Below are 20,797 nucleotides of genomic sequence, written 5' to 3'. Positions count from 1 at the left end.
TATGACATTATCTGAACAGCTGACAACGTTACTGAAAGAAACCTCACTTGAGGTTTCTCAAACACAAATTTCTTTACTTATTCAGTATGTTGAATTACTTAATAAATGGAATAAGGCCTATAATTTAACCTCAATACGCGATCCTAAAGATATGATAGTTAAGCATATTATGGACAGTTTGATGGTTGGCCCATATTTAACCGGGCAGTCTTTTATCGACGTAGGAACAGGGCCGGGTTTACCAGGCATTCCTCTTGCCATCTTGTATCCTGATCGTAATTTTGTATTATTAGACAGTTTAGGCAAAAGAGTTACCTTTTTACGGCAAGTGGTTTTTCAGTTAAAACTGGAAAATGTTACGCCAATAAAATCGCGTGTTGAACAGTATCAGCCTGAGCAAACCTTTGATGGTGTGCTTAGTCGAGCATTTTCATCACTAACCGATATGGTGACTTGGTGTGAACACTTAGTGAGTGCAGATCATGGTCGATTTTTAGCACTTAAAGGTGTATACCCAAATGATGAAGTCTCTGCGTTACCGAGTAATATATCACTAGTGAAAAGTCACGCTATTGTCGTCCCCCAGTTAACGGGTGAACGCCATTTGCTAGAACTGGTTAAATCATAAATAATAATAAGCTTTTGCTCAGAAAGTATTTGAGGATCCTGTGGGAAAAATAATTGCGGTTGCAAATCAAAAAGGTGGCGTTGGTAAAACAACCACCTCGGTTAATCTCGCTGCATCACTTGCAGCCACAAAACGTAAAGTCTTATTGATTGATCTTGATCCCCAAGGTAATGCCACTATGGGTAGTGGTATCGATAAATATGAAGTACCAGCAACCTGTTATGAACTGCTGATAGAAGAGCGCCCATTTGACGAAGTGGTGTGTAAAAATACTGCCGGTGTGTACGATTTGATCGCCGCCAACAGCGATGTCACCGCGGCTGAAATCAAACTGATGGAAGTGTTTTCTCGCGAACACCGCCTGAAAAATGCACTATCAAAAGTCAAAAAAGATTATGACTTTATTATCATCGACTGCCCACCCTCATTAAATATGTTAACGGTAAACGCCATGACTGCGGCCGACTCAGTGCTAGTACCTATGCAGTGTGAATACTATGCATTGGAAGGGTTAACGGCGCTAATGGATACCATTGCTCAATTAACCAGTGTTGTGAATGGTAAATTACATATTGAAGGCATTTTGCGCACTATGTATGATCCGCGTAACCGTTTGGCTAATGATGTTTCTGAGCAGTTAAAGCGTCATTTTGGTGACAAGGTTTATCGAACCGTTATTCCCCGAAATGTTCGTTTAGCTGAAGCGCCAAGTTTTGGTGCACCTGTGATGTATTACGATAAGTCATCAACAGGCGCTAAGGCATACCTTGCGTTAGCGGGTGAAATATTGCGTCGTGCAGAAGCCAATAAACCCCCAGCAAAGCAAACTACTACTGATACTGAGTAAATAAGGAATATCATGAGTCAAACAAAACGCAGAGGCCTAGGTCGTGGTCTTGATGCCTTATTAACCAAACCCGAAAATGAAGCAAGCAGTAGTATTGATGAGAAAAATGCTGTCATCAGTAAAAACACTGAACTACAAACGTTACCGATTGAACAATTGCATCCTGGGAAATATCAGCCGCGCAAAGATATGTCGGCGGAAGCGTTAGACGATTTAGCTAACTCAATCAAATCACAAGGTATAATTCAACCTATCGTGGTGCGCCCTATTAGCGAACACAGCTATGAAATTATTGCCGGAGAACGTCGCTGGCGTGCTGCTCAACTGGCTGAACTAGATATGGTACCTTGTTTAATTAAGCAAGTGCCTGATGAAGCCGCAGTGGCTATCGCCTTAATTGAAAATATTCAGCGTGAAGATCTTAACGCGATGGAAGAAGCCATTGCGTTAGAGCGCTTATTAATAGAATTTGAATTAACTCACCAAGAAGTAGCCGACGCCGTTGGTAAATCAAGAACCGCAGTCAGTAATTTATTACGTTTAAATAATTTAAATAGCGAAGTCAAAACCTTACTTGAGCATGGTGATATTGAAATGGGTCATGCGCGCGCGCTGCTGGCGTTAGACAATGATATTCAAACCAATACCGCACGCATCGTGGTGGCAAAAGAGTTAAACGTACGCGAAACAGAAGCGTTAATTAAAAAAGTGCAACAACCACCAAAAGCCGTTGTTGCCAAACCCGTTGACCCAAATACAAAAGCTTTAGAGCAAAACTTATCAGAAAAGCTTGGCGCGCAAGTTGCTATTAATCACAACAAAAAAGGTAAGGGTAAGCTGGTTATTTCCTACAATGATTTGTCAGAACTTGACGGTATAGTCTCACGTTTTGGCTCATTTTAAGGATTTATTAACGGGAAAAAATGCCAACGCCAGACTTTATCTTTGCTAAATTATGGCGCGAAAAAGTAAAATGATGTCCGGCAATATTAAGCTTAATAATCGCGTGTTGTTAATTTAACTATTTGTTTTATATTTCGCACATAATATCAGTAAAGAAAGCCCTATTTTGTTGCATTAGCGCTGTAATTAAGTATACTTGCGTCGGATTTTTTAAAGAGAAAAAAATATCTTTAAATCTCTATAAGTATTACGAAAATTATCGTACGGAGTTTCTGGTGAGTTTATTTATTGATAATGAGTTAGCTAAGCCAGGCCGAAAATTTGCATTTAGACAAATTTTAATCGCGATAATCGTTGTGATAACGTTTTGTATAGCGACATATTTTATTTGGGGATTATCTTTTGCACACTCTGTATTAGCAGGTGGGGCAATAAGTATAATCCCTAATTTTATCTTTGCTCATAAAGCCTTTAAATATGCTGGAGCAAGATCGTCCGAAAAGGTTTTAGATTCCTTTTATAGTGGCGAAAAATTGAAATTAGTATTAACGGCGGTTTTGTTTGCGCTAGCCTTCAAATTTTTAGCGATAGAGCCGATAGCTTTTTTCAGCAGTTTTTGTTTAGTAGTGGCTTTGCCGTTATTAACACCTTTTTTGTTTAAACTTTAATCATTGGGATAATTAATATGTCTTCAGGTGCGGAAATTACCAGCCAAGAATATATTAAACACCATTTAACCAACTTATCTGTCGGCGAAGGCTTTATGGCCGTGCATATAGATACACTTGGTTGGTCGGTGTTTTTAGGCTTAGTTTTTATTATGTTGTTTCGTTCAGTCGCGAAAAATGCCACTACCGGTGTGCCCGGCAAGTTGCAATGTGCTGTAGAAATGATCGTTGGTTTTGTTGATGATAACGTTAAAAGTACCTTTCATGGTCATAACCCAGTTATCGCACCATTAGCGCTAACTATTTTTGTTTGGGTGTTTTTAATGAACGCCATGGACTGGGTACCCGTTGACTTAATCCCTACCATTGCTCAGCAAATTGCCGGTTTGTTTGGTGTTGCGCCACACGATGTTTATATTAAATCAGTACCAACGACTGACCCGAACATGACTTTTGCTTTAGCCTTAGGTGTGTTTGCCCTGATCATTTACTATTCAATTAAAGTTAAAGGTATTGGTGGTTTTATTAAAGAGCTAACCACACAGCCTTTTGGTCATTGGTCACTGTACCCCATTAACTTTATTTTAGAGATGGTTACCTTACTAGCACGTCCGTTATCATTAGCCTTACGTCTTTTTGGTAACTTATACGCTGGTGAGTTGATTTTCTTGTTGATAGCAACGATTGGTTTATTCCAATTACCAGTACATTTCTTGTGGGCGGCGTTTCATATTTTGATCATACCGTTACAAGCATTTATTTTCATGATGCTAACGATTCTGTATTTGAGTCTAGCTCACGAAGATCACTAAATTTTTTGCCTCGAAAGAAGCATGAATATAAGTTTCAACCTTAGTTTTTTAATTTTATAACTTTACTTAAATAATCGGAGATAAATATGTTATATATCGCTGTTGCTTTATTAATCGGTCTAGGTGCTCTTGGTACTGCGATTGGTTTTGGTTTACTTGGTGGCAAATTCCTAGAGTCTGCTGCACGTCAACCTGAATTAGCACCTCAACTTCAAGTGAAAATGTTCATCGTAGCGGGTCTAATCGATGCTATCGCGATGATCGGTGTTGCTATCGGCTTATACCTATTATTCGCAGTTGGTGCTTAATTTTTTAAGTTGTTTTTTTACCGCGAATCTGAATAGGAGATACATAAATGAATCTTAATATGACCTTAGCAGGTGAATTAATCGCATTTATCGTATTTGTAATGTTTTGTATGAAGTTCGTATGGCCGCCTATTATTGGTGCCATCGAAGCACGTCAGAAAACCATTGCTGACGGGCTTGCAGCTTCAGACCGTGCCGCTAAAGACTTAGAGCTTGCTCAAGAAAAAGCCACGGCGCAACTAAAAGAAGCGAAATCACAAGCAGCTGAGATATTAGAAGCTGCGAAAAAACGTGAAACGCAAATAGTTGAAGAAGCTGCTGCTAAAGCTCAAGCTGAGAAAGAAAAAATCTTAGCTGCTGGCCATGCAGAAATAGAAACGGAACGTAACCAAGCGAAAGAAGAACTACGACAACAAGTAGCGGTTCTTGCAGTAGCTGGTGCTGAGAAAATTCTCGAGCGTTCAATTGATGCCGCTGCACACAGCGATATCTTAGATAAACTTGTAGCTGAACTTTAAGAGGGAATAGAGCTATGTCTGAATTGACAACCGTCGCTCGTCCCTACGCTAAAGCAGCGTTTGATTTTGCTATTCAAGCAAATGCCGTTGATCATTGGTTATCAATGTTAGTATTTGCCGCTGAAGTTTCTGAAAATGAAACTATGACTAACTACCTTTCAGGTGGTGCGTCAGTTGAGCAAGCGACAGACTTATTTTTAAAAGTTTGTCAGGACCAGCTCGACAGCAATGGCCAAAACCTGATTAAGGTCATGGCTGAAAATCAACGTTTGTTGGTGCTACCACAAGTTTTGAGTCAATTTAGTGAATTAAAAGCTGAATATGACAAAGAAATTAACGTGGATGTAACGTCTGCTGTAGCACTTGCAGCAGAACAAGTAACGACATTAAGCGCCGCGCTTGAAAAGCGTTTGGCTCGAAAAGTAAAGCTCAATTGTGTTGTAGACGCAAACGTAGTCTCTGGCTTAGTAATTAAAGCCGGTGACATGGTCATAGATGGTTCAGTACGAGGTAAATTGAGCCGCTTAGCAACAACAATGCAATCTTAACGGGGAATAGAGCATGCAACTGAATTCCACTGAAATCGCCGAACTGATCAAAAATCGTATTGAACAGTTTGACGTCGTTAGTGAAGCTCGTAACGAAGGTACTATTGTGTCTGTAACAGACGGTATCATTCGTATCCATGGCCTTGCCGATGTAATGCAAGGTGAAATGATCGAACTTCCTGGCAACCGCTTCGCTATCGCGTTGAACTTAGACCGTGATTCGGTCGGTGCGGTAGTTATGGGTCCTTATGCGGATCTAGCTGAAGGCGTAAAAGTTAAAGGTACTGGCCGTATTTTGGAAGTACCAGTAGGACGCGGCCTTTTAGGTCGTGTAGTCAACACTCTAGGTGAGCCAATTGACGGAAAAGGACCAATCGACAACGATGGTTTTGCTCCTGTTGAAGTAGTAGCACCAGGTGTTATCGATCGTAAATCAGTTGATGAGCCTGTACAAACGGGTATCAAATCAATTGATGCAATGATTCCAATCGGTCGTGGTCAACGTGAACTTATCATCGGTGACCGCCAAATTGGTAAATCAGCGATCGCATTAGACGCAATTATTAACCAGAAGAATACTGGTATTAAGTGTGTGTATGTAGCCATAGGTCAAAAAGCTTCTACCGTAGCGAACTTAGTTCGTTCATTAGAAGAGCACGGCGCGTTAGATAATACTATCGTAGTTGTTGCGTCGGCTTCTGAAGCAGCTGCACTTCAGTACTTATCAGCTTACTCTGGTTGTACTATGGGTGAATACTTCCGTGACCGCGGTGAAGATGCACTAATCGTTTATGATGATTTGTCTAAGCAAGCAGTTGCTTACCGTCAAATTTCATTACTTTTACGTCGTCCGCCAGGCCGTGAAGCCTACCCAGGTGACGTTTTCTATCTTCACTCTCGTCTACTTGAACGTGCTGCGCGTGTAAACGAAGCATACGTTGAGAAGTTCACTAACGGTGAAGTTAAAGGTAAAACAGGTTCTTTAACCGCTTTACCTATTATTGAAACACAAGCCGGTGACGTATCTGCTTTCGTACCTACTAACGTTATATCAATTACCGACGGTCAGATTTTCTTAGAATCTAACCTATTTAACTCAGGTATTCGTCCTGCGGTTAACGCGGGTATTTCGGTATCTCGTGTTGGTGGTGCTGCGCAAACTAAAATCATCAAGAAATTAGGTGGTGGTATTCGTTTAGCCCTAGCACAATATGCTGAGCTTGCAGCCTTTGCTCAATTTGCTTCAGACCTTGACGACGCGACTCGTGCACAATTAGAGCATGGTCAGCGCGTAACTGAGCTAATGAAGCAAAAACAATACAGCCCATTGTCTATTGCTGAAACTGCCGTATCGTTATTTGCCGCTGAAAAAGGCTATTTAAACGATGTAGAAATCGCCAAAGTGGTAGATTTTGAAGAAGCATTACGTTCATACGTAAACAATGAACACGCTGAGTTGATGGCTACTATCAACGAAAAAGGCGACTATAACAAAGATATCGAGTCGGGTTTAGCGAAGGCAATTGAAGCCTTTAAAGCGACCCAAACTTGGTAATTAGTTAACCTTTTCGCGGAGAATAGTCATGGCTGGTGGTAAAGAGATTAAATCAAAGATTGGAAGTGTACAAAATACACAGAAAATCACCAGCGCAATGGAAATGGTTGCAGCTAGCAAAATGCGCAGAGCGCAAGATAGCATGGCTGCTTCTCGTCCATACGCTGAAAATATGCGAAATGTGATCGGTCACATCGCGCTTGGTAATTTAGAATATCGTCATCCTTATATGGAAGAACGTGAAGCTAAGCGTGTCGGCTATATCGTTGTCTCAACAGATCGTGGTTTGTGTGGTGGTTTAAATATTAACTTATTTAAACAAGTACTTGCAGATGCAGGTAAACATCAAGCAGCAGGCGCCGAGGTTGATTTTGCTGTTGTTGGTTCTAAAGCAACTGCATTTTTCAACAACATGGGTGCTAAAGTTGTTTCACAAGTGTCAGGCTTAGGCGATAACCCGTCACTTACCGATTTAATTGGTAGTGTGCGAGTGATGCTAAATGCCTATGACAACGGCGAAATAGACAGATTGTTCATTGTTTACAATAAGTTTGTAAATACAATGACGCAAAAGCCAACGATTGATCAACTTTTACCTTTGCCTAAGTCAGATGATGACGCAATTAAGCATCGCTGGGACTTTATTTACGAACCCGACGCTCAAGCATTGCTTGAACAGTTATTGGTTCGTTATACAGAGTCGCAAGTATATCAAGGTGTAGTTGAAAATCTCGCATGTGAGCAAGCCGCTCGTATGGTTGCAATGAAAGCTGCAACCGATAACGCAGGCGACTTAATCGATGATTTACAATTGGTATATAACAAAGCTCGTCAAGCAAGTATTACTCAAGAATTGAGTGAGATTTGTGCTGGCGCAGCAGCGGTATAAGCAAAGGTTCTTGATTTATTTATTAGTAAATAAGAGCACAGATTAGAGGATTAAACATGAGTACAGGTAAAGTCGTCCAAATCATTGGCGCAGTTGTGGATGTAGAATTCCCACAAGATGCTGTACCTCAGGTATATGACGCATTAAATGTAACTGAAGGTGATCTTGCTGGTTTAGTATTAGAAGTACAACAGCAACTAGGTGGTGGCGTAGTTCGTGCCATTGCGATGGGTTCATCAGACGGTTTGCGTCGTGGTCTGAACGTAGAAAACACAGGTGATAACATCCAAGTACCAGTAGGTACTGCTACTTTGGGTCGTATCATGAACGTATTGGGTGAGCCTATCGATGAAGCTGGCCCAATCGGCGAAGAAGAAAAATGGTCAATTCACCGTGCAGCGCCAGCGTATGCTGAGCAAGCAATGTCGAATGAACTATTAGAAACTGGTATCAAAGTAATCGACTTAGTTTGTCCATTCGCTAAGGGTGGTAAAGTTGGTTTATTCGGTGGTGCTGGTGTTGGTAAAACCGTAAACATGATGGAATTGATTCGTAACATCGCCATCGAGCATAGCGGCTACTCAGTATTTGCTGGTGTAGGTGAGCGTACTCGTGAAGGTAACGATTTCTATCATGAAATGAACGACTCTAACGTACTTGATAAAGTATCGTTAGTGTACGGCCAAATGAACGAGCCTCCAGGAAACCGTCTTCGTGTTGCGATGACAGGTTTGACTATGGCTGAGAAATTCCGTGACGAAGGTCGTGACGTATTATTTTTCGTAGATAACATCTACCGTTACACACTTGCTGGTACTGAAGTATCTGCATTGTTAGGTCGTATGCCATCAGCAGTAGGTTACCAACCGACACTTGCTGAAGAGATGGGTGTCCTTCAAGAGCGTATTACCTCTACCAAGAAAGGCTCAATCACGTCAATCCAAGCGGTTTATGTACCTGCGGATGACTTGACCGATCCATCGCCAGCGACAACCTTTGCTCACTTAGATGCAACCGTTGTACTTAGCCGTGATATCGCATCACAAGGTATTTACCCTGCTATCGATCCACTTGACTCTACTTCACGTCAATTAGACCCGTTAGTGGTTGGTGCTGAGCATTATGAAACCGCTCGTGGTGTACAATCTACACTTCAGCGTTACAAAGAGTTGAAAGACATTATCGCCATCTTAGGTATGGACGAGTTGTCTGAAGAAGATAAGCAAACTGTATCTCGCGCACGTAAGATCCAACGTTTCTTATCACAACCTTTCTTCGTTGCTGAAGTATTTACAGGTTCTCCGGGTAAGTATGTATCGCTTAAAGACACTATTGCTGGCTTTAAAGGTATTCTTGCTGGTGAGTATGATGATTTACCTGAGCAAGCTTTCTACATGGTTGGTTCTATTGAAGAAGCAGCTGAAAAAGCTAAAGACATGTAATGAAGGCTGGCGACTGGACACTGTTTTGGTTAACAGTCGCCAATTAGGAGGTCAACATGGCAATACTTTCTGTAAATCTTAATGTGGTCAGTGCTGAAGAAGAGTTATTTTCTGGCAGCATTGAATCATTACAGATCACAGGTAGCGAAGGTGAATTAGGCATTATGCCTGGTCATGCACCTTTGCTGACCTCACTAAAACCTGGTATGGCTAGAATCGTTAAGAAAGGTGGTGAAGAAGAAGTCATTTACCTTTCTGGTGGTATGCTTGAAGTTCAACCTAATAACGTTACTGTGCTGGCTGATATTGCAGTTCGTGGCGGCGATTTAGATGAACAAGCAGCTGAAGAAGCTAAACAACGTGCAGAAGAGAAGTTAAACGCTCGAAGCGATGATTTAGACTATGCTGAAGCAGCCGCTGAATTAGCACGTGCAGTTGCACAACTACGCGTTATTCAAGCGACCAGCAAAAAATAACCAGCTTATCGAGCTGACACTAAGTTTTAGTGATCAACAAAGCGACCTTTACTGCGGTAATGTGTCGCTTTTTTATTGCCTGTTTTTTGACAAGCCAATGGCCAATTTGACCAATATGCATTGTGGTGCAACAAATAATAAAAAATCTAAAAAAAACGCTCTTATAGAGCGCCTCTTCACTTTATCTACAAACTTTACAAAATCATAATTTAAGTCTACACCTAATATGTCCACACTTAATATGGTGTCATAAGAGAGCTAAGCTAATGGTGCATTAGCTTAAGGATAAATTATGTTCAATCACGATAATTACTGTAGCAAATGCTATACAAAGTTGCGTATTGTTTTAATTTCGCTAGCGACTTTCGCTTTGACAGCGACAGCTAGTGAAGAAGATGCCTTAGCAAAAGCGCAAGCACAAATGAATGCTGAGGTATTGTCAAAACCCTTCCTTGCCGAGCGACCAAAAGAAGTCGATTCCTATATAAAAAGCATGTTAGAAAAAAAAGTAAAGCCGCCTGAGTATTCAGGAACCTACTGGCGTCCAGGCTACACTTGCCGAGATTTATTGCGCTATAACTGGGTTCAATACCGTAATTGCCGCTATTACTATCGCTATTATGGGCGCTATTACCCTTATTAGTCGTGTATTTATTACAGAGCTGTAAATATAACTTAACAATAATTAACTAAAGGTATCTAAGATGAAAACATGGAATAAGTTTATAAAAATAACTTTTGTTGGTTTGCTTATCACGACATTAGCAAGTTGTTCAGCAATTCATACTTCGGTGGCAAAACGAAACTTAGACGTGCAAACCAAAGTCAGTACCGCCATTTTTGTTGACCCTGTCCCCGCTGAGCAAAGAAAAATTTACCTAGAAGTGAGAAGTGCAGTGATGGAGTTTGACCGTAATTCATTTCGCAAGGCACTTTCTCATCAATTAGTGAATAGTGGCAATGGCTACACTTTAACCGATAACCCCGACAACGCTCAGTATCGAATGAGTGTTTTTGTGCGAAACTTAGAGAAAACAACCCCTGAGGCGGCATCGTCTGCGTTAAGTGCAGGCTTTCAAGGGGTTGCTATAGGTGCTGCTGCATCAGCTGCTACAGGGGGCTCTTATCGCGGCGCTGCGGCAACTGGGCTTGCTGTTGGTTTGGCTTCAACCGTGGCTAATGCTTTTGTGCAAGATGTAGTGTATTTACTGGTTGCCGATATCCAGATCAAAGAGCGTGCTAAACAAGGGGTTATTGTACGCCGAGACTCAAAAATAAACTCGAAAATATCAGACGACGGTGCGACGACGCAAACCTACTCAGAAGCAACGAACTTGAAAGAGTACCGCACTCGGGTAGTCACCACAGCCAACAAGGCCAACTTAGAATTAGCCGAGGCGCAAAGCCTGATGTTTGATAAAACCGCATATGCCATGTCGGCGTTTTTTTAGTTAATAATAATGTTTTGACCTTAACCACTATTCTGAGCGATAGTGGTTTTTTATTTTAACTACCTGATATTAAGATACAAACACTTAGTATTACGCGGGACCAAGTATTAACTGGGTTTATATTAACCTTGCTGCTATTAATGCCCAGCTTTTCCGCTATCCACGCCAGCCCTAACACCAATATCTTCGCGCCCAGAACGCTAGTTTACTAGGCTGTAGTGTTGCTATGCCGCATTTTTAATCAAATCCATAAATTTGTTAATAAACTATTGATTTACAGAACCTTTACTCATAAAATGCAACGGAAAAAACCAATTTAACATAATATTAACAATAAGGAAGTCTCTTGATTATAGTTAAAGTATTAACCAGCTCGTTAGCCGTTGCTGTATGCGCAGCGTCATTAAATGTTTCAGCAGCTAATAAAGCGCCAGGCTCAGGTCCAAACCCATTTTCTGATTGTGGTATTGGTGCGGCGTTGTTTAAAGATACTAAATGGGCGGCAGTTACATCCAATGTGATCTGGGATGTAGGTACAACCGCTGTTACGTCAGCTACAGCTAGTCCTGAAACTTGTACTGGGGTAAAAGTGGTTGCGGCTAAATTTATCATTGATAACTATGATAATATTGTCGAAGAAATTGCTGAAGGTTCGGGTACGCACCTAACTGCTATGTATAACGTATTAGGCTGTGGCGAAACAGCACAAGCTGAAATGACGAGCAATATTCGTCGCAACATCGCAAACACAATTGCTGCTAGCGATTATCAAGAGCAAAGCTTAGTTGAAAAATCGTCGCATTTATATAGTGTTGTCAACGACTCTTCAGTGGTTAATAACTGCGCGGCCATCTAATTTATATTCATAATGCGTTTGTAATAGCTGCTGTATGGCAGCTATTTTTTTATCAATAAGAAACTCGTCGCTATGTTGCCTAGAACTATATTATTGCTGATTTTAGCATTTTTGCTGATCGCTAAAACACATGCCAGTGCATTGATCTCCCTGCCCTTTTCGGATCAGTTGCTATCGACAGTGGCAAACAAAAAACAGTGGCAACAGTTACTGAAAATAGATAATAAAAGCCTGATAAAAAGAGAAATATTTGCCATTCATTCGCCGAGCTTTTATTTTACAGAGCCAGCAGCATTGACGGCAAAAAACGAGCTGATAAATACTTTACATGCCCTACTATCAGCAAAACACTATGAGCAAAGTGATCAGCATCCGCAATGCCGGTTTCCCGCTCGCTATATTTGGCTGAAAAAGCAGTTTGACCTGTCACAGCTTACGCCTGTGGCTTGTGAAAAATACCAAAATTGGGCAAAACTGTCGTCCACTAAGTCCATTAGCTTAATATTTGCAACGGGCTATTTAGGCAACCCCGCCTCTTATTATGGTCATACTCTATTAAAGCTTAATGCGACATCTCAACAACCATCGGATTTATTGGATACCAGTGTTAACTTTGGTGCCGATGTGCCGGCCAATGAAGACCCAATCAGTTATATAGTAAAAGGCGTGGTTGGTGGTTATGAGGGGCGATTTAGCCATTCCAAACATTATTACCATAGCCAAAACTACTTAGAGAATGAACTGCGTGACCTATGGGAGTATCAACTTAATCTTGAGCAAGCTGATTTTCAATTTCTTGTTGCTCATATTTGGGAGCTTATTGCGCAAGACTATACCTACTACTTTTTTGATGAGAACTGTGTTTATCGCATGTACGAATTATTAAAGCTTATTGAAGGCGTTACCTTACCGGAATTGACTGCGCCATGGGTGATACCACAAGAGGTGGTGAGGGCTATCAATGTTGCTACCTATAAAGGCGCCCCTTTAGTTAAAAGCCAGCGTTATATACCATCTCGACAAGCAAAGTTTTACAACAAATATTGGCAACTGTCGGTACAAGCTAAAATTTTGGTGGCAAAAATAGTTGCCGAGCCAGAGCAACTGTCATTACTCGATAGTCAAAACGTCACGCCGATGCAGCGACGAAAAATATTAAGTACCTTAATCGACTATTACCAGTATTTACTTGCCGTGGATGACAAAGCAAAAGCAAAGCACAAACAGCGCTATACGCGTATTCTCGCGTATCGCTATCAGCAACCAATAGGCAAAGCAAAATTTAATAGCAAAGAGGCAGTTTCGCCGCATAATGCGCGACCATCGAGTTACCTACAACTGGGCTTATTACAAGCTAAAGATCATGGTAACGGCTATAGCATTAAGCTCAGGCCTGCCTATTATGATCAGTTAGACGCTGAAGTGGGTCATGTAAAAAATGGCGTATTAAAAATGGCCGAACTTGAATTAGCATATTTGTCTGAGCAACTCGCCATTAGTAGCTTTACTGTCTTTGAGGTGCTTAGTGTTAAAAACCAAGCCAGTGGATTGCCGCAGGACGGCTATGACTCGTGGCGTTTGTATTTAGGCATGAAAAAGCAGGCAGATAAATGCGTCAATTGTGCTGACTTTACCTTTCAAGCGGATAAAGGTTGGGCCGTGCCTTTAAGTGATAAAACCACAGTGGCGGCTTATGTTGGTGGCGCTTTAATCGAAAATTATCAACATCGCGGTAGGCTTTATGCATCTAGTCGTATCTCGTTAACACAAACCATAACTGCGCAATGGAATATATTACTGAATATAGAAGCAAGAAAATATTTAGAAAATGCGCAATTAACGCTCGTTAATTACAGCGCAGAAACTCGCTATAAATTTAACGTAAACAATCATTTTATGGACCTACGCTTGGCACTTAGTCAGTATCAAGCGCAAGTCAGTTTAGGTTATTATTGGTAGTAGCAGCGCTCAAAAATAAAAAGCTATTGTCGAAAGGCAATAGCTTTTAGCTTCTGCGCAAGCTGATGTAGTTACAGCAAGCATAAGCCTTGCGACTTATTAACTACTTGGCAAAGTTAAACTCTTTTGGTGGCGTTAACTGCAATAAATGCTGCACAAAGTAATCCCAGCGTTTGCGCATCATGTAAGGCTCTCTGGCAAAACCATGGCCGCGATTAGGTAACATTAACATATCAAAGTCTTTATTGGCGGCAATTAAGGCTTCAACCACCACTAAACTGTTATACGGGGTAACGTTAGTGTCTGTGGTACCGTGCGCGATTAACAACTTACCTTGCAAGTTTTTGGCAATTAATTGATTCGCTTGGCTATCATAGTTTGTACTGCCATCAGCTTGGCTGACTAAAGCACCATGGTATTTTTCACCCCACTCATCAGCATAGTTGCGATTATCGTGATTACCGGCTTGCGATACCGCCACAGAATAAAAGTCGGGGTAGGTTAATAAGGCGCGTGTTGAGGCAAAACCACCGCCTGAATGGCCCCAAATACCAACTCGGCTGCTATCAATCCAACTGTGCTTTTGCGCTAGTTGTTTGATTGCCGCAACTTGGTCGGGAATGCCACTATCGCCCATATTTTGATAATAAAAGTCATGAAAACTTTTTGAGCGCCCTGGCGTGCCAAGCGCGTCAATTTCAATCACTATAAAGCCCAACTCAGCAATGGCTTGGTTATCACCACGAGCGCTTCTAAAATGTCGACCACGAATGCTGCCAACTTGCGGTCCTGGATATAAGTAATTCACCACGGGATACGACTTGCTCGCATCAAAATCGCTGGGTTTATACAGTAGACCGTAGATATCGTGCTGATTATTACGATCTTTAACCACAAATGGGTTGGGGGGTTGCCAACCTGTGGCGCTAAGTTGGCTAATATCCATTTGTTCAATCATAAAGCCTGATTTACGATTAGTGCTGCGCACAAAGCTAACTTCAGGCTGGTTTGGTGCTGATACGCGATCTAAAAAAAATTCTGCATTTTTACTTAAGGTTACGCGATGGTGTTGCTGCTCAGGCGTTAATAAAGTTAAACCAGCACCATTTTTGTTAATGCTATATAAGTATTGAAAGTAAGGATCGCCACCCTCTTTACCAGCACCAGTAAATATTAATTTACCCGTATCTTGGTTAACATGTAACAGTTCAAGTACCGTCCAATCGCCTTGTGTGATCGGGTTTTTAATCTTGCCGTTAGTGGCATCGACTAGGTATAAATGTCCCCAGTTTGAACGCTGAGAAAACCAAATAAACTCTTCGCTTTGATCTAAATATTGCCAACTAATGCCATTGACGCCAGATTCGAAAAAACTGTCGGAGCTTTCGCTTAATACCGTGCGTACTTTACCTGTGTTAGCATCGGCAATTTTTAGGGTGGCGGTTTTGTGATCGCGTGTTGATGAAACAAAGGCAAAATGGCTACTATCACTGGCCCAGTCAATGTCCAATAACGCACCATCGCGACCGGCGACGTGATCAGTAATGGTTGATCTGTGCGCATCGGCTGGCATATCCAAAACAAGTACTTTAGCCTGCTCAATATCGATGACAACGCGCTTGATGGTGAAAATGTGCTCATCGCCGGGTAACGGATACTTCCATACATCAATCTCAGGGTGGCCAACCGTAGTCGAGACAATCGCCATTTCGCCGACGCGACGACTATCATGTTTAAAGGTAGTGAGTTTTGAAGAGTCAGGCGACCATTTTACCACAGGCTTAGTATCGCGTATCCAGCCGGCGTTGTTCGTGGCATAGCCATAATCTTGTACCCCGTCTGTGGTTAATTGCTTGTGGCTATTGGTGGTTAAATCACGCAACCATAAATTGTGATCTTTAATATAAACCGCAAGCTTGCCATTAGGTGCTAATGATTCACCTGCTTTGACCGTGCTTTCTAGCGCCTCACAGCTAAAGTTTTCGATATTACACTGGTAAGTTTTATCAGTGATTTTCAGTGTAATACTGTTTTTGTCACGCAAATTAAAGCGCTCAAAGGGCAGCTGGTCAGCGCGAGTATCTTTGCCAGTTGCTTGAGTTAGTGCATGAGCAAGTTTCTCATGATCAAATGCTAAATTTTTCGCTTTACTAACAGGGTCAACAATAAAAAACTGCTTACCTTGTGCCGTGTGGCTCTGATAAGTGAGTAAATTATTATCAGTCCACTGCGGATGTTCCGTGGTCGAAAATACCAGTTTTTCGGTATGTTTACTTAACTGGCGCTCTGCTTGCTGATATTTGTCGACTGATAATGACTCGGCATAGGCACTTAAGCTAGTTAAGCAGGTGAACACCAACAAAGACGATAGGTGTTTTAATTTAAAAACCATATATAACCTTTATTTATCATAAATAAAATAACAATAGTGGCGATATTATAGCACTGCTTAAATCTCAGCGTGTAAATATCCATGTTGGCGCTGTTATGATAATTTTTCGCCAATATAAGACTAAAGTCTAGGCAATTTTTCCGTTGTTTTAGACTTAGGTCTAATACCTAAATCGCGGCTAACTCACTAGTGTTATTAACACCATAACAAACTTACTTAATATTTAAGTACAACCGTCATCCTAAGCTAGAGAGTAATATGCGAAATTGTCGAGCACAACACCAAGGTTCAGTGCCATTATCCTGGCTGCAATCAAGCAATGGACAATGGCGTTATTTAACTGCGCAATATAATCAAAAACCAATAAAAAGTGCTACGACTGATCAAGATTATATCTGGTTGGTTACTCAAACATCACCAAAACATAAGGTTAGCGGTTATCGAATTGCTAATTGGCAGCTTGAGGGTGCTATCAAACAATTAGCCGGTGTTAATCAGGTGCTTGTTTTTGGTATTCCTCATGAGCAAAAAGGCAATGCGATTCATGTTTATATTGAAAGAGTGAATCAAAAAATAGATACCGCAATTTTAGCCATGGCGGTTAATGCCAAGCTAGCAAGTAGTTTTGGAGCTTTTGTTCGAGCAGATGTTATTCAATATGTCGATCAGCTGCCAGATGTTAGTAACCCAGTACAAGCAAGACAACGACTAAAAGCAAAAAAACTTATCATGAAGCTCGCGGCGTAAACGCAATAGCGGGCTCATTTACCAATAGCAATAAAAACACTGACAGAGTATGAAGCTAGTTGCTCTAAGGTTATAAAACGCCAAGCGCTAAATATAAATAGTTCAATTATTTAGACTGGTTTAACACAGGGGAAGTCACATGTTTAACAAAAACAAGCTGTTATTAGCAACTGGTCTACTGATTGTCGCGGGCAGTACACAGGCAAGTTATGAAATTAAATTGTCTGATAATGACACCATCACTTTTGGCGGCTATATAAAACTAGATACCCGTTACGTTGACGGTAATATTAACAGTATCACAAAAGATTATTGGGTTGGCGCAGGAACGGTTGGTGATATTTCACAATTTAGTTTTCGCGCCACTGAGTCACGTTTTAATACCAAATATGTGCATGGTGATGTTACTGGCTTTATCGAGTTAGACTTTCATGGTGGCGGCGGCAATGAAATAGTTTCTAACTCTGCAAACCCACGAATTCGTCATGCCTTTATTAAGTATAAAAATATTTTAGTGGGGCAAACTTGGTCGACCTTTGTCAACACCAGTGCATTAGCTGAGGCTGCAGACTTTGCGGGGCCACTTAATGCCGCCGCTTTTATTCGCCAAGGACAAATTCGTTATACCCATGGAAACTTACAAGTGGCCATAGAAAACCCAGAGTCAGATAAAGGCGACCCAAGCCAAGATTCAGTACCAGACGTGATTGCCAAATACACCTTTAACGGCGACTGGGGTAACGTATCAATAGCGGGCTTAGCACGACAGCTAAATACGGTCGGTGGTCAATCTGAATCTGCTTTTGGTTATGGTATTGCCGGTAAAATTAATACCTTTGGTAAAGATGATATTCGTTTTCAGTATCATGGTGGCGAAACCGGTCGTTATGTTGGCGTGGTTGCAGCGCGAGATTTAGTGGGTGAAGAAGTAGAAGAAACTACGTCTTATATGGTGGCTTATCGTCATTTTTGGACTGATAACCTACGTTCAACCGCATTTTATGGTAGAACCACCACAGCAACCGCAGATGCCGATAGAAGGCATTGGGGGGTTAATATTTTTAAAAATTATACCAAAGCACTATCGTTTGGTGTTGAGGTCGGTAACTTTGAATCTGTCGATCAAAACGCTGATTCAGACTATGTACAATTTTCTGCTAAATATGTGCTTTAACTTGGCTGCTGGTTAGGTAATAAAGCACGCGCCTAGCTTGGTAAAAATAGGCAAGGCGCGACTAACCAGCAACATCTTGCGTTTACAACCGGTTATAGAGGTTGTTTTGGGGAAGCTATGCTTCCCCTTTTTTTTGATAAATGCTTTATGGCAGGCGTGTATTTAAACGGTTATTTTTTTAACTTGGCAAAAGCATCAGCAAAGGCGTTACCCATAGCAGCATTAGATACGGCTTTTGCTTGGGCTTTATTTTTGCGCTGAGCTTCAGGTTTTCTGTTTTGCGCTTGGTTTTTTGTTGCTTTTGCCGCCGGTTTTCCTTGCGTTGTGGTTATCGCATCATCTAAGCGCATGGTTAAACTAATACGTTTACGCTCAGGGTCAAGCTCCAATACTTTAACTTTAACCACTTCACCCGCCTTTACTACCTCATGCGGGTCACTCACAAATTTGTTGGTGAGTGATGAAATATGCACTAGCCCGTCTTGATGAACGCCAATATCAACAAAAGCGCCGAAATTAGCCACATTAGAAATAACACCTTCGAGTATCATGCCAACTTTCAAGTCGTTAATGGTGTGAACTCCTTCTTGAAAGTTAGCCGTTTTAAACTCAGGGCGCGGATCGCGTCCTGGCTTTTCAAGCTCACTAATAACATCTTTGATGGTCATTATGCCAAAGCTATCGTTTGTTAAGCTTGTAACATCAATATTTTCAAGGGCAGATTTATTGCCGATTACGTCATCAATTTTAGTGCCTAGTTGTTGCGATATTTTAGTGACTAAACCGTAGGTTTCAGGGTGCACTGCAGAGTTATCTAACGGATTGTCACCGTTGCGAATACGCAAAAAGCCGGCGGCTTGTTCAAATGCTTTTGGCCCTAAGCGTGGTACTTTTTTTAGTTGGCTGCGGTTATTAAAACGCCCGTGTGTGTCACGAAAATTCACAACATTATTAGCCATGGTTTTATTTAAACCAGACACTCTTGATAATAAAGGCGCAGAGGCGCTATTTAAGTCAACCCCAACCGCGTTTACACAATCTTCAATCACATCGTCCAAACTTTGGCTAAGTTTGCTTTGGCTGACATCGTGTTGATATTGACCAACACCAATGGCTTTTGGGTCAATTTTAACAAGCTCTGCTAATGGGTCTTGTAAACGGCGGGCAATAGATACCGCACCACGAAGAGAAACATCTAAGTCAGGAAATTCTTTTGCGGCAAACTCTGAGGCAGAATAAACCGAAGCGCCCGCTTCGCTGACCATAACTTTTGCTGGCTTATTTTCGCCTAGTTTGGCAATGACTTCAGTAACGAGTTTATCACTTTCGCGTGATGCGGTGCCGTTACCAATGGCAATCAGTGCCACTTTATGTTGTTGACATAAATTGACTATGGTGCGTACGGACTTATCCCAATGGTTTTGTGGTGCGTGTGGAAAAATAGTTGCGGTATCAACTAACTTACCTGTGGCATCAACGATGGCCAGTTTACAGCCGGTGCGTAAACCCGGATCTAATCCTAAGGTAACTTTTGCACCAGCGGGTGCAGCCATCATTAAATCATGTAAATTGCGCGCAAATACGTTAATGGCTTCAACTTCTGCATCGTCGCGCAGCTTGCCCAATAACTCAGTGGTTAAGCTTTGTTTTAACTTGAGTTGCCAAGTTGCATGCACCACTTTTGTTAAAAACGCTGCCGCGGCTTGTCCTGTTAAACGCAAGTTTAGGTGCTCGGTAATAAGTTGCTCGGCACTGGAAAAGCCCCCGTCTTGACCAGGATCTACGTCGATACTCAGTGCTAATAAGCCTTCATTACGACCGCGCAACATGGCCAGCATGCGGTGTGACGGTACGTTTCTTAATAATTCAGTATGTTCAAAGTAGTCGCGATATTTTGCCGCTTGATTGGCTTTTCCTTTAACGAGTTTGCTACAAAGGTGCGCTTGCTTGAGTATGTGACGACGTAACTTTTCGATTAAGTTGGCATCTTCAGCAAAGCGTTCAACAAGAATAAACTGCGCGCCTTCTAGCACCGACTTTTCATCGCTAAAGCCTTGTGCTTGATTAATAAAAGCACGAGCTTCATGCTCAGGGTTAAGTTGCCAATTTTGGTAAATTTTTTCTGCCAAGGGGGCTAAACCGGCGGCAATGGCCACCTGCCCTTTGGTTTTTCTTTTCGGTTTAAAAGGTAAATACAAATCTTCTAAGCGGGTTTTGTTGTCGGCTTTGTTTAACTCGGCAGCTAACGTTGGTGTTAATTTCCCTTGTTGCTCAATATTGGCTTTAATTACCTCTCGTCGATCGTTTAAGTCGCGCAAATATACCAAGCGTTGTGCTAGCTGGCGTAAATGGTTGTCATCAAGCCCTTGCGTCGCTTCTTTGCGGTAGCGGGCAATAAATGGCACGGTGGCACCTTCATCTAAAAGTGTGATAGCCGCATTGATTTGTGTCGTTTTTACATCAAGTTCTTTGGCAATTTGTTCAGCGATCGGGGTCATTTATTTGTAGCCTTAGTGCTTTTTATACGTTGGTATGTTTACGAAATTAAACTCGGGCTCAGTATAACCGCAACACAGGCGATATGCGATATCCGCACTATGCTACTTTTGCTTTGCACCTTGGCT

General features: G+C 41.6%; 20 protein-coding genes. 18 read left to right on the top strand and 2 right to left on the bottom strand.

Annotation, left to right across the window (positions count from 1 at the left end):
* Position 1 precedes the first annotated feature (1 nt).
* From rsmG to B6K83_RS12115, 16 genes are all read left to right on the top strand, one after another.
* Positions 2-628, top strand: coding sequence for a 16S rRNA (guanine(527)-N(7))-methyltransferase RsmG (gene rsmG / locus B6K83_RS12190; RefSeq protein WP_085285201.1), 627 nt, complete (start codon positions 2-4; stop codon positions 626-628).
* 40 nt (positions 629-668) lie between these two features.
* Positions 669-1,475, top strand: coding sequence for a ParA family protein (locus B6K83_RS12185; RefSeq protein WP_085285200.1), 807 nt, complete (start codon positions 669-671; stop codon positions 1,473-1,475).
* 12 nt (positions 1,476-1,487) lie between these two features.
* Entirely contained in the window at positions 1,488-2,378 is an 891-nt protein-coding gene (locus B6K83_RS12180) for a ParB/RepB/Spo0J family partition protein (protein ID WP_085285199.1), read from the top strand.
* A 275-nt stretch (positions 2,379-2,653) separates the two neighbouring features.
* Positions 2,654-3,046: an ATP synthase subunit I gene (locus B6K83_RS12175; protein WP_233143983.1), complete on the top strand. Its 393-nt coding sequence runs from the start codon at positions 2,654-2,656 to the stop codon at positions 3,044-3,046.
* A gap of 17 nt (positions 3,047-3,063) precedes the next feature.
* A complete protein-coding gene (atpB, locus tag B6K83_RS12170) occupies positions 3,064-3,858 on the top strand; it encodes a F0F1 ATP synthase subunit A (protein ID WP_085285198.1) in 795 nt (264 codons plus the stop codon).
* An 86-nt stretch (positions 3,859-3,944) separates the two neighbouring features.
* Entirely contained in the window at positions 3,945-4,166 is a 222-nt protein-coding gene (atpE, locus tag B6K83_RS12165; protein ID WP_076417406.1) for a F0F1 ATP synthase subunit C, read from the top strand.
* A 47-nt stretch (positions 4,167-4,213) separates the two neighbouring features.
* Positions 4,214-4,684, top strand: a complete 471-nt coding sequence (gene atpF, locus B6K83_RS12160; RefSeq protein WP_085285197.1) for a F0F1 ATP synthase subunit B — start codon at positions 4,214-4,216, stop codon at positions 4,682-4,684.
* A 14-nt stretch (positions 4,685-4,698) separates the two neighbouring features.
* On the top strand, positions 4,699-5,232 hold the full coding sequence (gene atpH / locus B6K83_RS12155) for a F0F1 ATP synthase subunit delta (RefSeq protein ID WP_085285196.1): 534 nt from the start codon (positions 4,699-4,701) through the stop codon (positions 5,230-5,232).
* Between the two features lie 13 nt (positions 5,233-5,245).
* Positions 5,246-6,787, top strand: a complete 1,542-nt coding sequence (gene atpA, locus B6K83_RS12150; RefSeq protein WP_085285195.1) for a F0F1 ATP synthase subunit alpha — start codon at positions 5,246-5,248, stop codon at positions 6,785-6,787.
* A gap of 28 nt (positions 6,788-6,815) precedes the next feature.
* Positions 6,816-7,676 (top strand): F0F1 ATP synthase subunit gamma, encoded by an 861-nt coding sequence (atpG, locus tag B6K83_RS12145; RefSeq protein WP_085285194.1) that lies wholly within the window; start codon positions 6,816-6,818, stop codon positions 7,674-7,676.
* Between the two features lie 56 nt (positions 7,677-7,732).
* Positions 7,733-9,118, top strand: coding sequence for a F0F1 ATP synthase subunit beta (gene atpD, locus B6K83_RS12140; RefSeq protein WP_085285193.1), 1,386 nt, complete (start codon positions 7,733-7,735; stop codon positions 9,116-9,118).
* A 56-nt stretch (positions 9,119-9,174) separates the two neighbouring features.
* Positions 9,175-9,594, top strand: coding sequence for a F0F1 ATP synthase subunit epsilon (locus tag B6K83_RS12135; RefSeq protein ID WP_085285192.1), 420 nt, complete (start codon positions 9,175-9,177; stop codon positions 9,592-9,594).
* Positions 9,595-9,886: 292 nt separating this feature from the next.
* Entirely contained in the window at positions 9,887-10,237 is a 351-nt protein-coding gene (locus B6K83_RS18440; RefSeq protein ID WP_085285191.1) for a hypothetical protein, read from the top strand.
* Positions 10,238-10,298: 61 nt separating this feature from the next.
* Entirely contained in the window at positions 10,299-11,045 is a 747-nt protein-coding gene (locus B6K83_RS12125; RefSeq protein WP_085285190.1) for a complement resistance protein TraT, read from the top strand.
* A 346-nt stretch (positions 11,046-11,391) separates the two neighbouring features.
* Positions 11,392-11,901 carry a DUF3015 family protein gene (locus tag B6K83_RS12120; RefSeq protein ID WP_198951687.1) on the top strand — a complete coding sequence of 170 codons (510 nt, stop codon included), beginning with the start codon at positions 11,392-11,394 and terminating at the stop codon, positions 11,899-11,901.
* Positions 11,902-11,973: 72 nt separating this feature from the next.
* A complete protein-coding gene (locus B6K83_RS12115) occupies positions 11,974-13,860 on the top strand; it encodes an Lnb N-terminal periplasmic domain-containing protein (protein ID WP_085285189.1) in 1,887 nt (628 codons plus the stop codon).
* Between the two features lie 103 nt (positions 13,861-13,963).
* On the opposite strand, the gene B6K83_RS12110 is transcribed toward B6K83_RS12115, so the two are convergent.
* Positions 13,964-16,252, bottom strand: a complete 2,289-nt coding sequence (locus B6K83_RS12110; RefSeq protein ID WP_085285188.1) for a S9 family peptidase — start codon at positions 16,250-16,252, stop codon at positions 13,964-13,966.
* 258 nt (positions 16,253-16,510) lie between these two features.
* On the opposite strand from B6K83_RS12110, the gene B6K83_RS12105 reads away from it, so the two are divergent.
* Together B6K83_RS12105 and B6K83_RS12100 are read left to right on the top strand one after the other, a co-directional pair.
* Complete coding sequence (locus B6K83_RS12105) at positions 16,511-16,999, top strand: AMP-binding enzyme (RefSeq protein WP_085285187.1); 489 nt, start codon at positions 16,511-16,513, stop codon at positions 16,997-16,999.
* A 139-nt stretch (positions 17,000-17,138) separates the two neighbouring features.
* Positions 17,139-18,173 (top strand): DcaP family trimeric outer membrane transporter, encoded by a 1,035-nt coding sequence (locus tag B6K83_RS12100; RefSeq protein WP_085285186.1) that lies wholly within the window; start codon positions 17,139-17,141, stop codon positions 18,171-18,173.
* Positions 18,174-18,343: 170 nt separating this feature from the next.
* On the opposite strand, the gene B6K83_RS12095 is transcribed toward B6K83_RS12100, so the two are convergent.
* Positions 18,344-20,671, bottom strand: coding sequence for a Tex family protein (locus B6K83_RS12095; protein ID WP_085285185.1), 2,328 nt, complete (start codon positions 20,669-20,671; stop codon positions 18,344-18,346).
* Positions 20,672-20,797 lie beyond the last annotated feature (126 nt).

Source organism: Colwellia chukchiensis (genome assembly GCF_002104455.1).
Classification (GTDB): Bacteria; Pseudomonadota; Gammaproteobacteria; order Enterobacterales; family Alteromonadaceae; genus Cognaticolwellia; species Cognaticolwellia chukchiensis.
Note: the sequence above shows the minus strand (reverse complement) of the source record. Positions and strands in the feature narration are given on the sequence as shown.

Coding starts and splice junctions, on each gene's coding strand:
- rsmG (WP_085285201.1), top strand. CDS start 2: ATGACATTATCTGAACAGCTGACAACGTTACTGAAAGAAACCTCACTT.
- B6K83_RS12180 (WP_085285199.1), top strand. CDS start 1,488: ATGAGTCAAACAAAACGCAGAGGCCTAGGTCGTGGTCTTGATGCCTTA.
- atpB (WP_085285198.1), top strand. CDS start 3,064: ATGTCTTCAGGTGCGGAAATTACCAGCCAAGAATATATTAAACACCAT.
- atpE (WP_076417406.1), top strand. CDS start 3,945: ATGTTATATATCGCTGTTGCTTTATTAATCGGTCTAGGTGCTCTTGGT.
- atpF (WP_085285197.1), top strand. CDS start 4,214: ATGAATCTTAATATGACCTTAGCAGGTGAATTAATCGCATTTATCGTA.
- atpH (WP_085285196.1), top strand. CDS start 4,699: ATGTCTGAATTGACAACCGTCGCTCGTCCCTACGCTAAAGCAGCGTTT.
- atpA (WP_085285195.1), top strand. CDS start 5,246: ATGCAACTGAATTCCACTGAAATCGCCGAACTGATCAAAAATCGTATT.
- atpG (WP_085285194.1), top strand. CDS start 6,816: ATGGCTGGTGGTAAAGAGATTAAATCAAAGATTGGAAGTGTACAAAAT.
- atpD (WP_085285193.1), top strand. CDS start 7,733: ATGAGTACAGGTAAAGTCGTCCAAATCATTGGCGCAGTTGTGGATGTA.
- B6K83_RS12135 (WP_085285192.1), top strand. CDS start 9,175: ATGGCAATACTTTCTGTAAATCTTAATGTGGTCAGTGCTGAAGAAGAG.
- B6K83_RS18440 (WP_085285191.1), top strand. CDS start 9,887: ATGTTCAATCACGATAATTACTGTAGCAAATGCTATACAAAGTTGCGT.
- B6K83_RS12125 (WP_085285190.1), top strand. CDS start 10,299: ATGAAAACATGGAATAAGTTTATAAAAATAACTTTTGTTGGTTTGCTT.
- B6K83_RS12115 (WP_085285189.1), top strand. CDS start 11,974: ATGTTGCCTAGAACTATATTATTGCTGATTTTAGCATTTTTGCTGATC.
- B6K83_RS12110 (WP_085285188.1), bottom strand. CDS start 16,252: ATGGTTTTTAAATTAAAACACCTATCGTCTTTGTTGGTGTTCACCTGC.
- B6K83_RS12105 (WP_085285187.1), top strand. CDS start 16,511: ATGCGAAATTGTCGAGCACAACACCAAGGTTCAGTGCCATTATCCTGG.
- B6K83_RS12100 (WP_085285186.1), top strand. CDS start 17,139: ATGTTTAACAAAAACAAGCTGTTATTAGCAACTGGTCTACTGATTGTC.
- B6K83_RS12095 (WP_085285185.1), bottom strand. CDS start 20,671: ATGACCCCGATCGCTGAACAAATTGCCAAAGAACTTGATGTAAAAACG.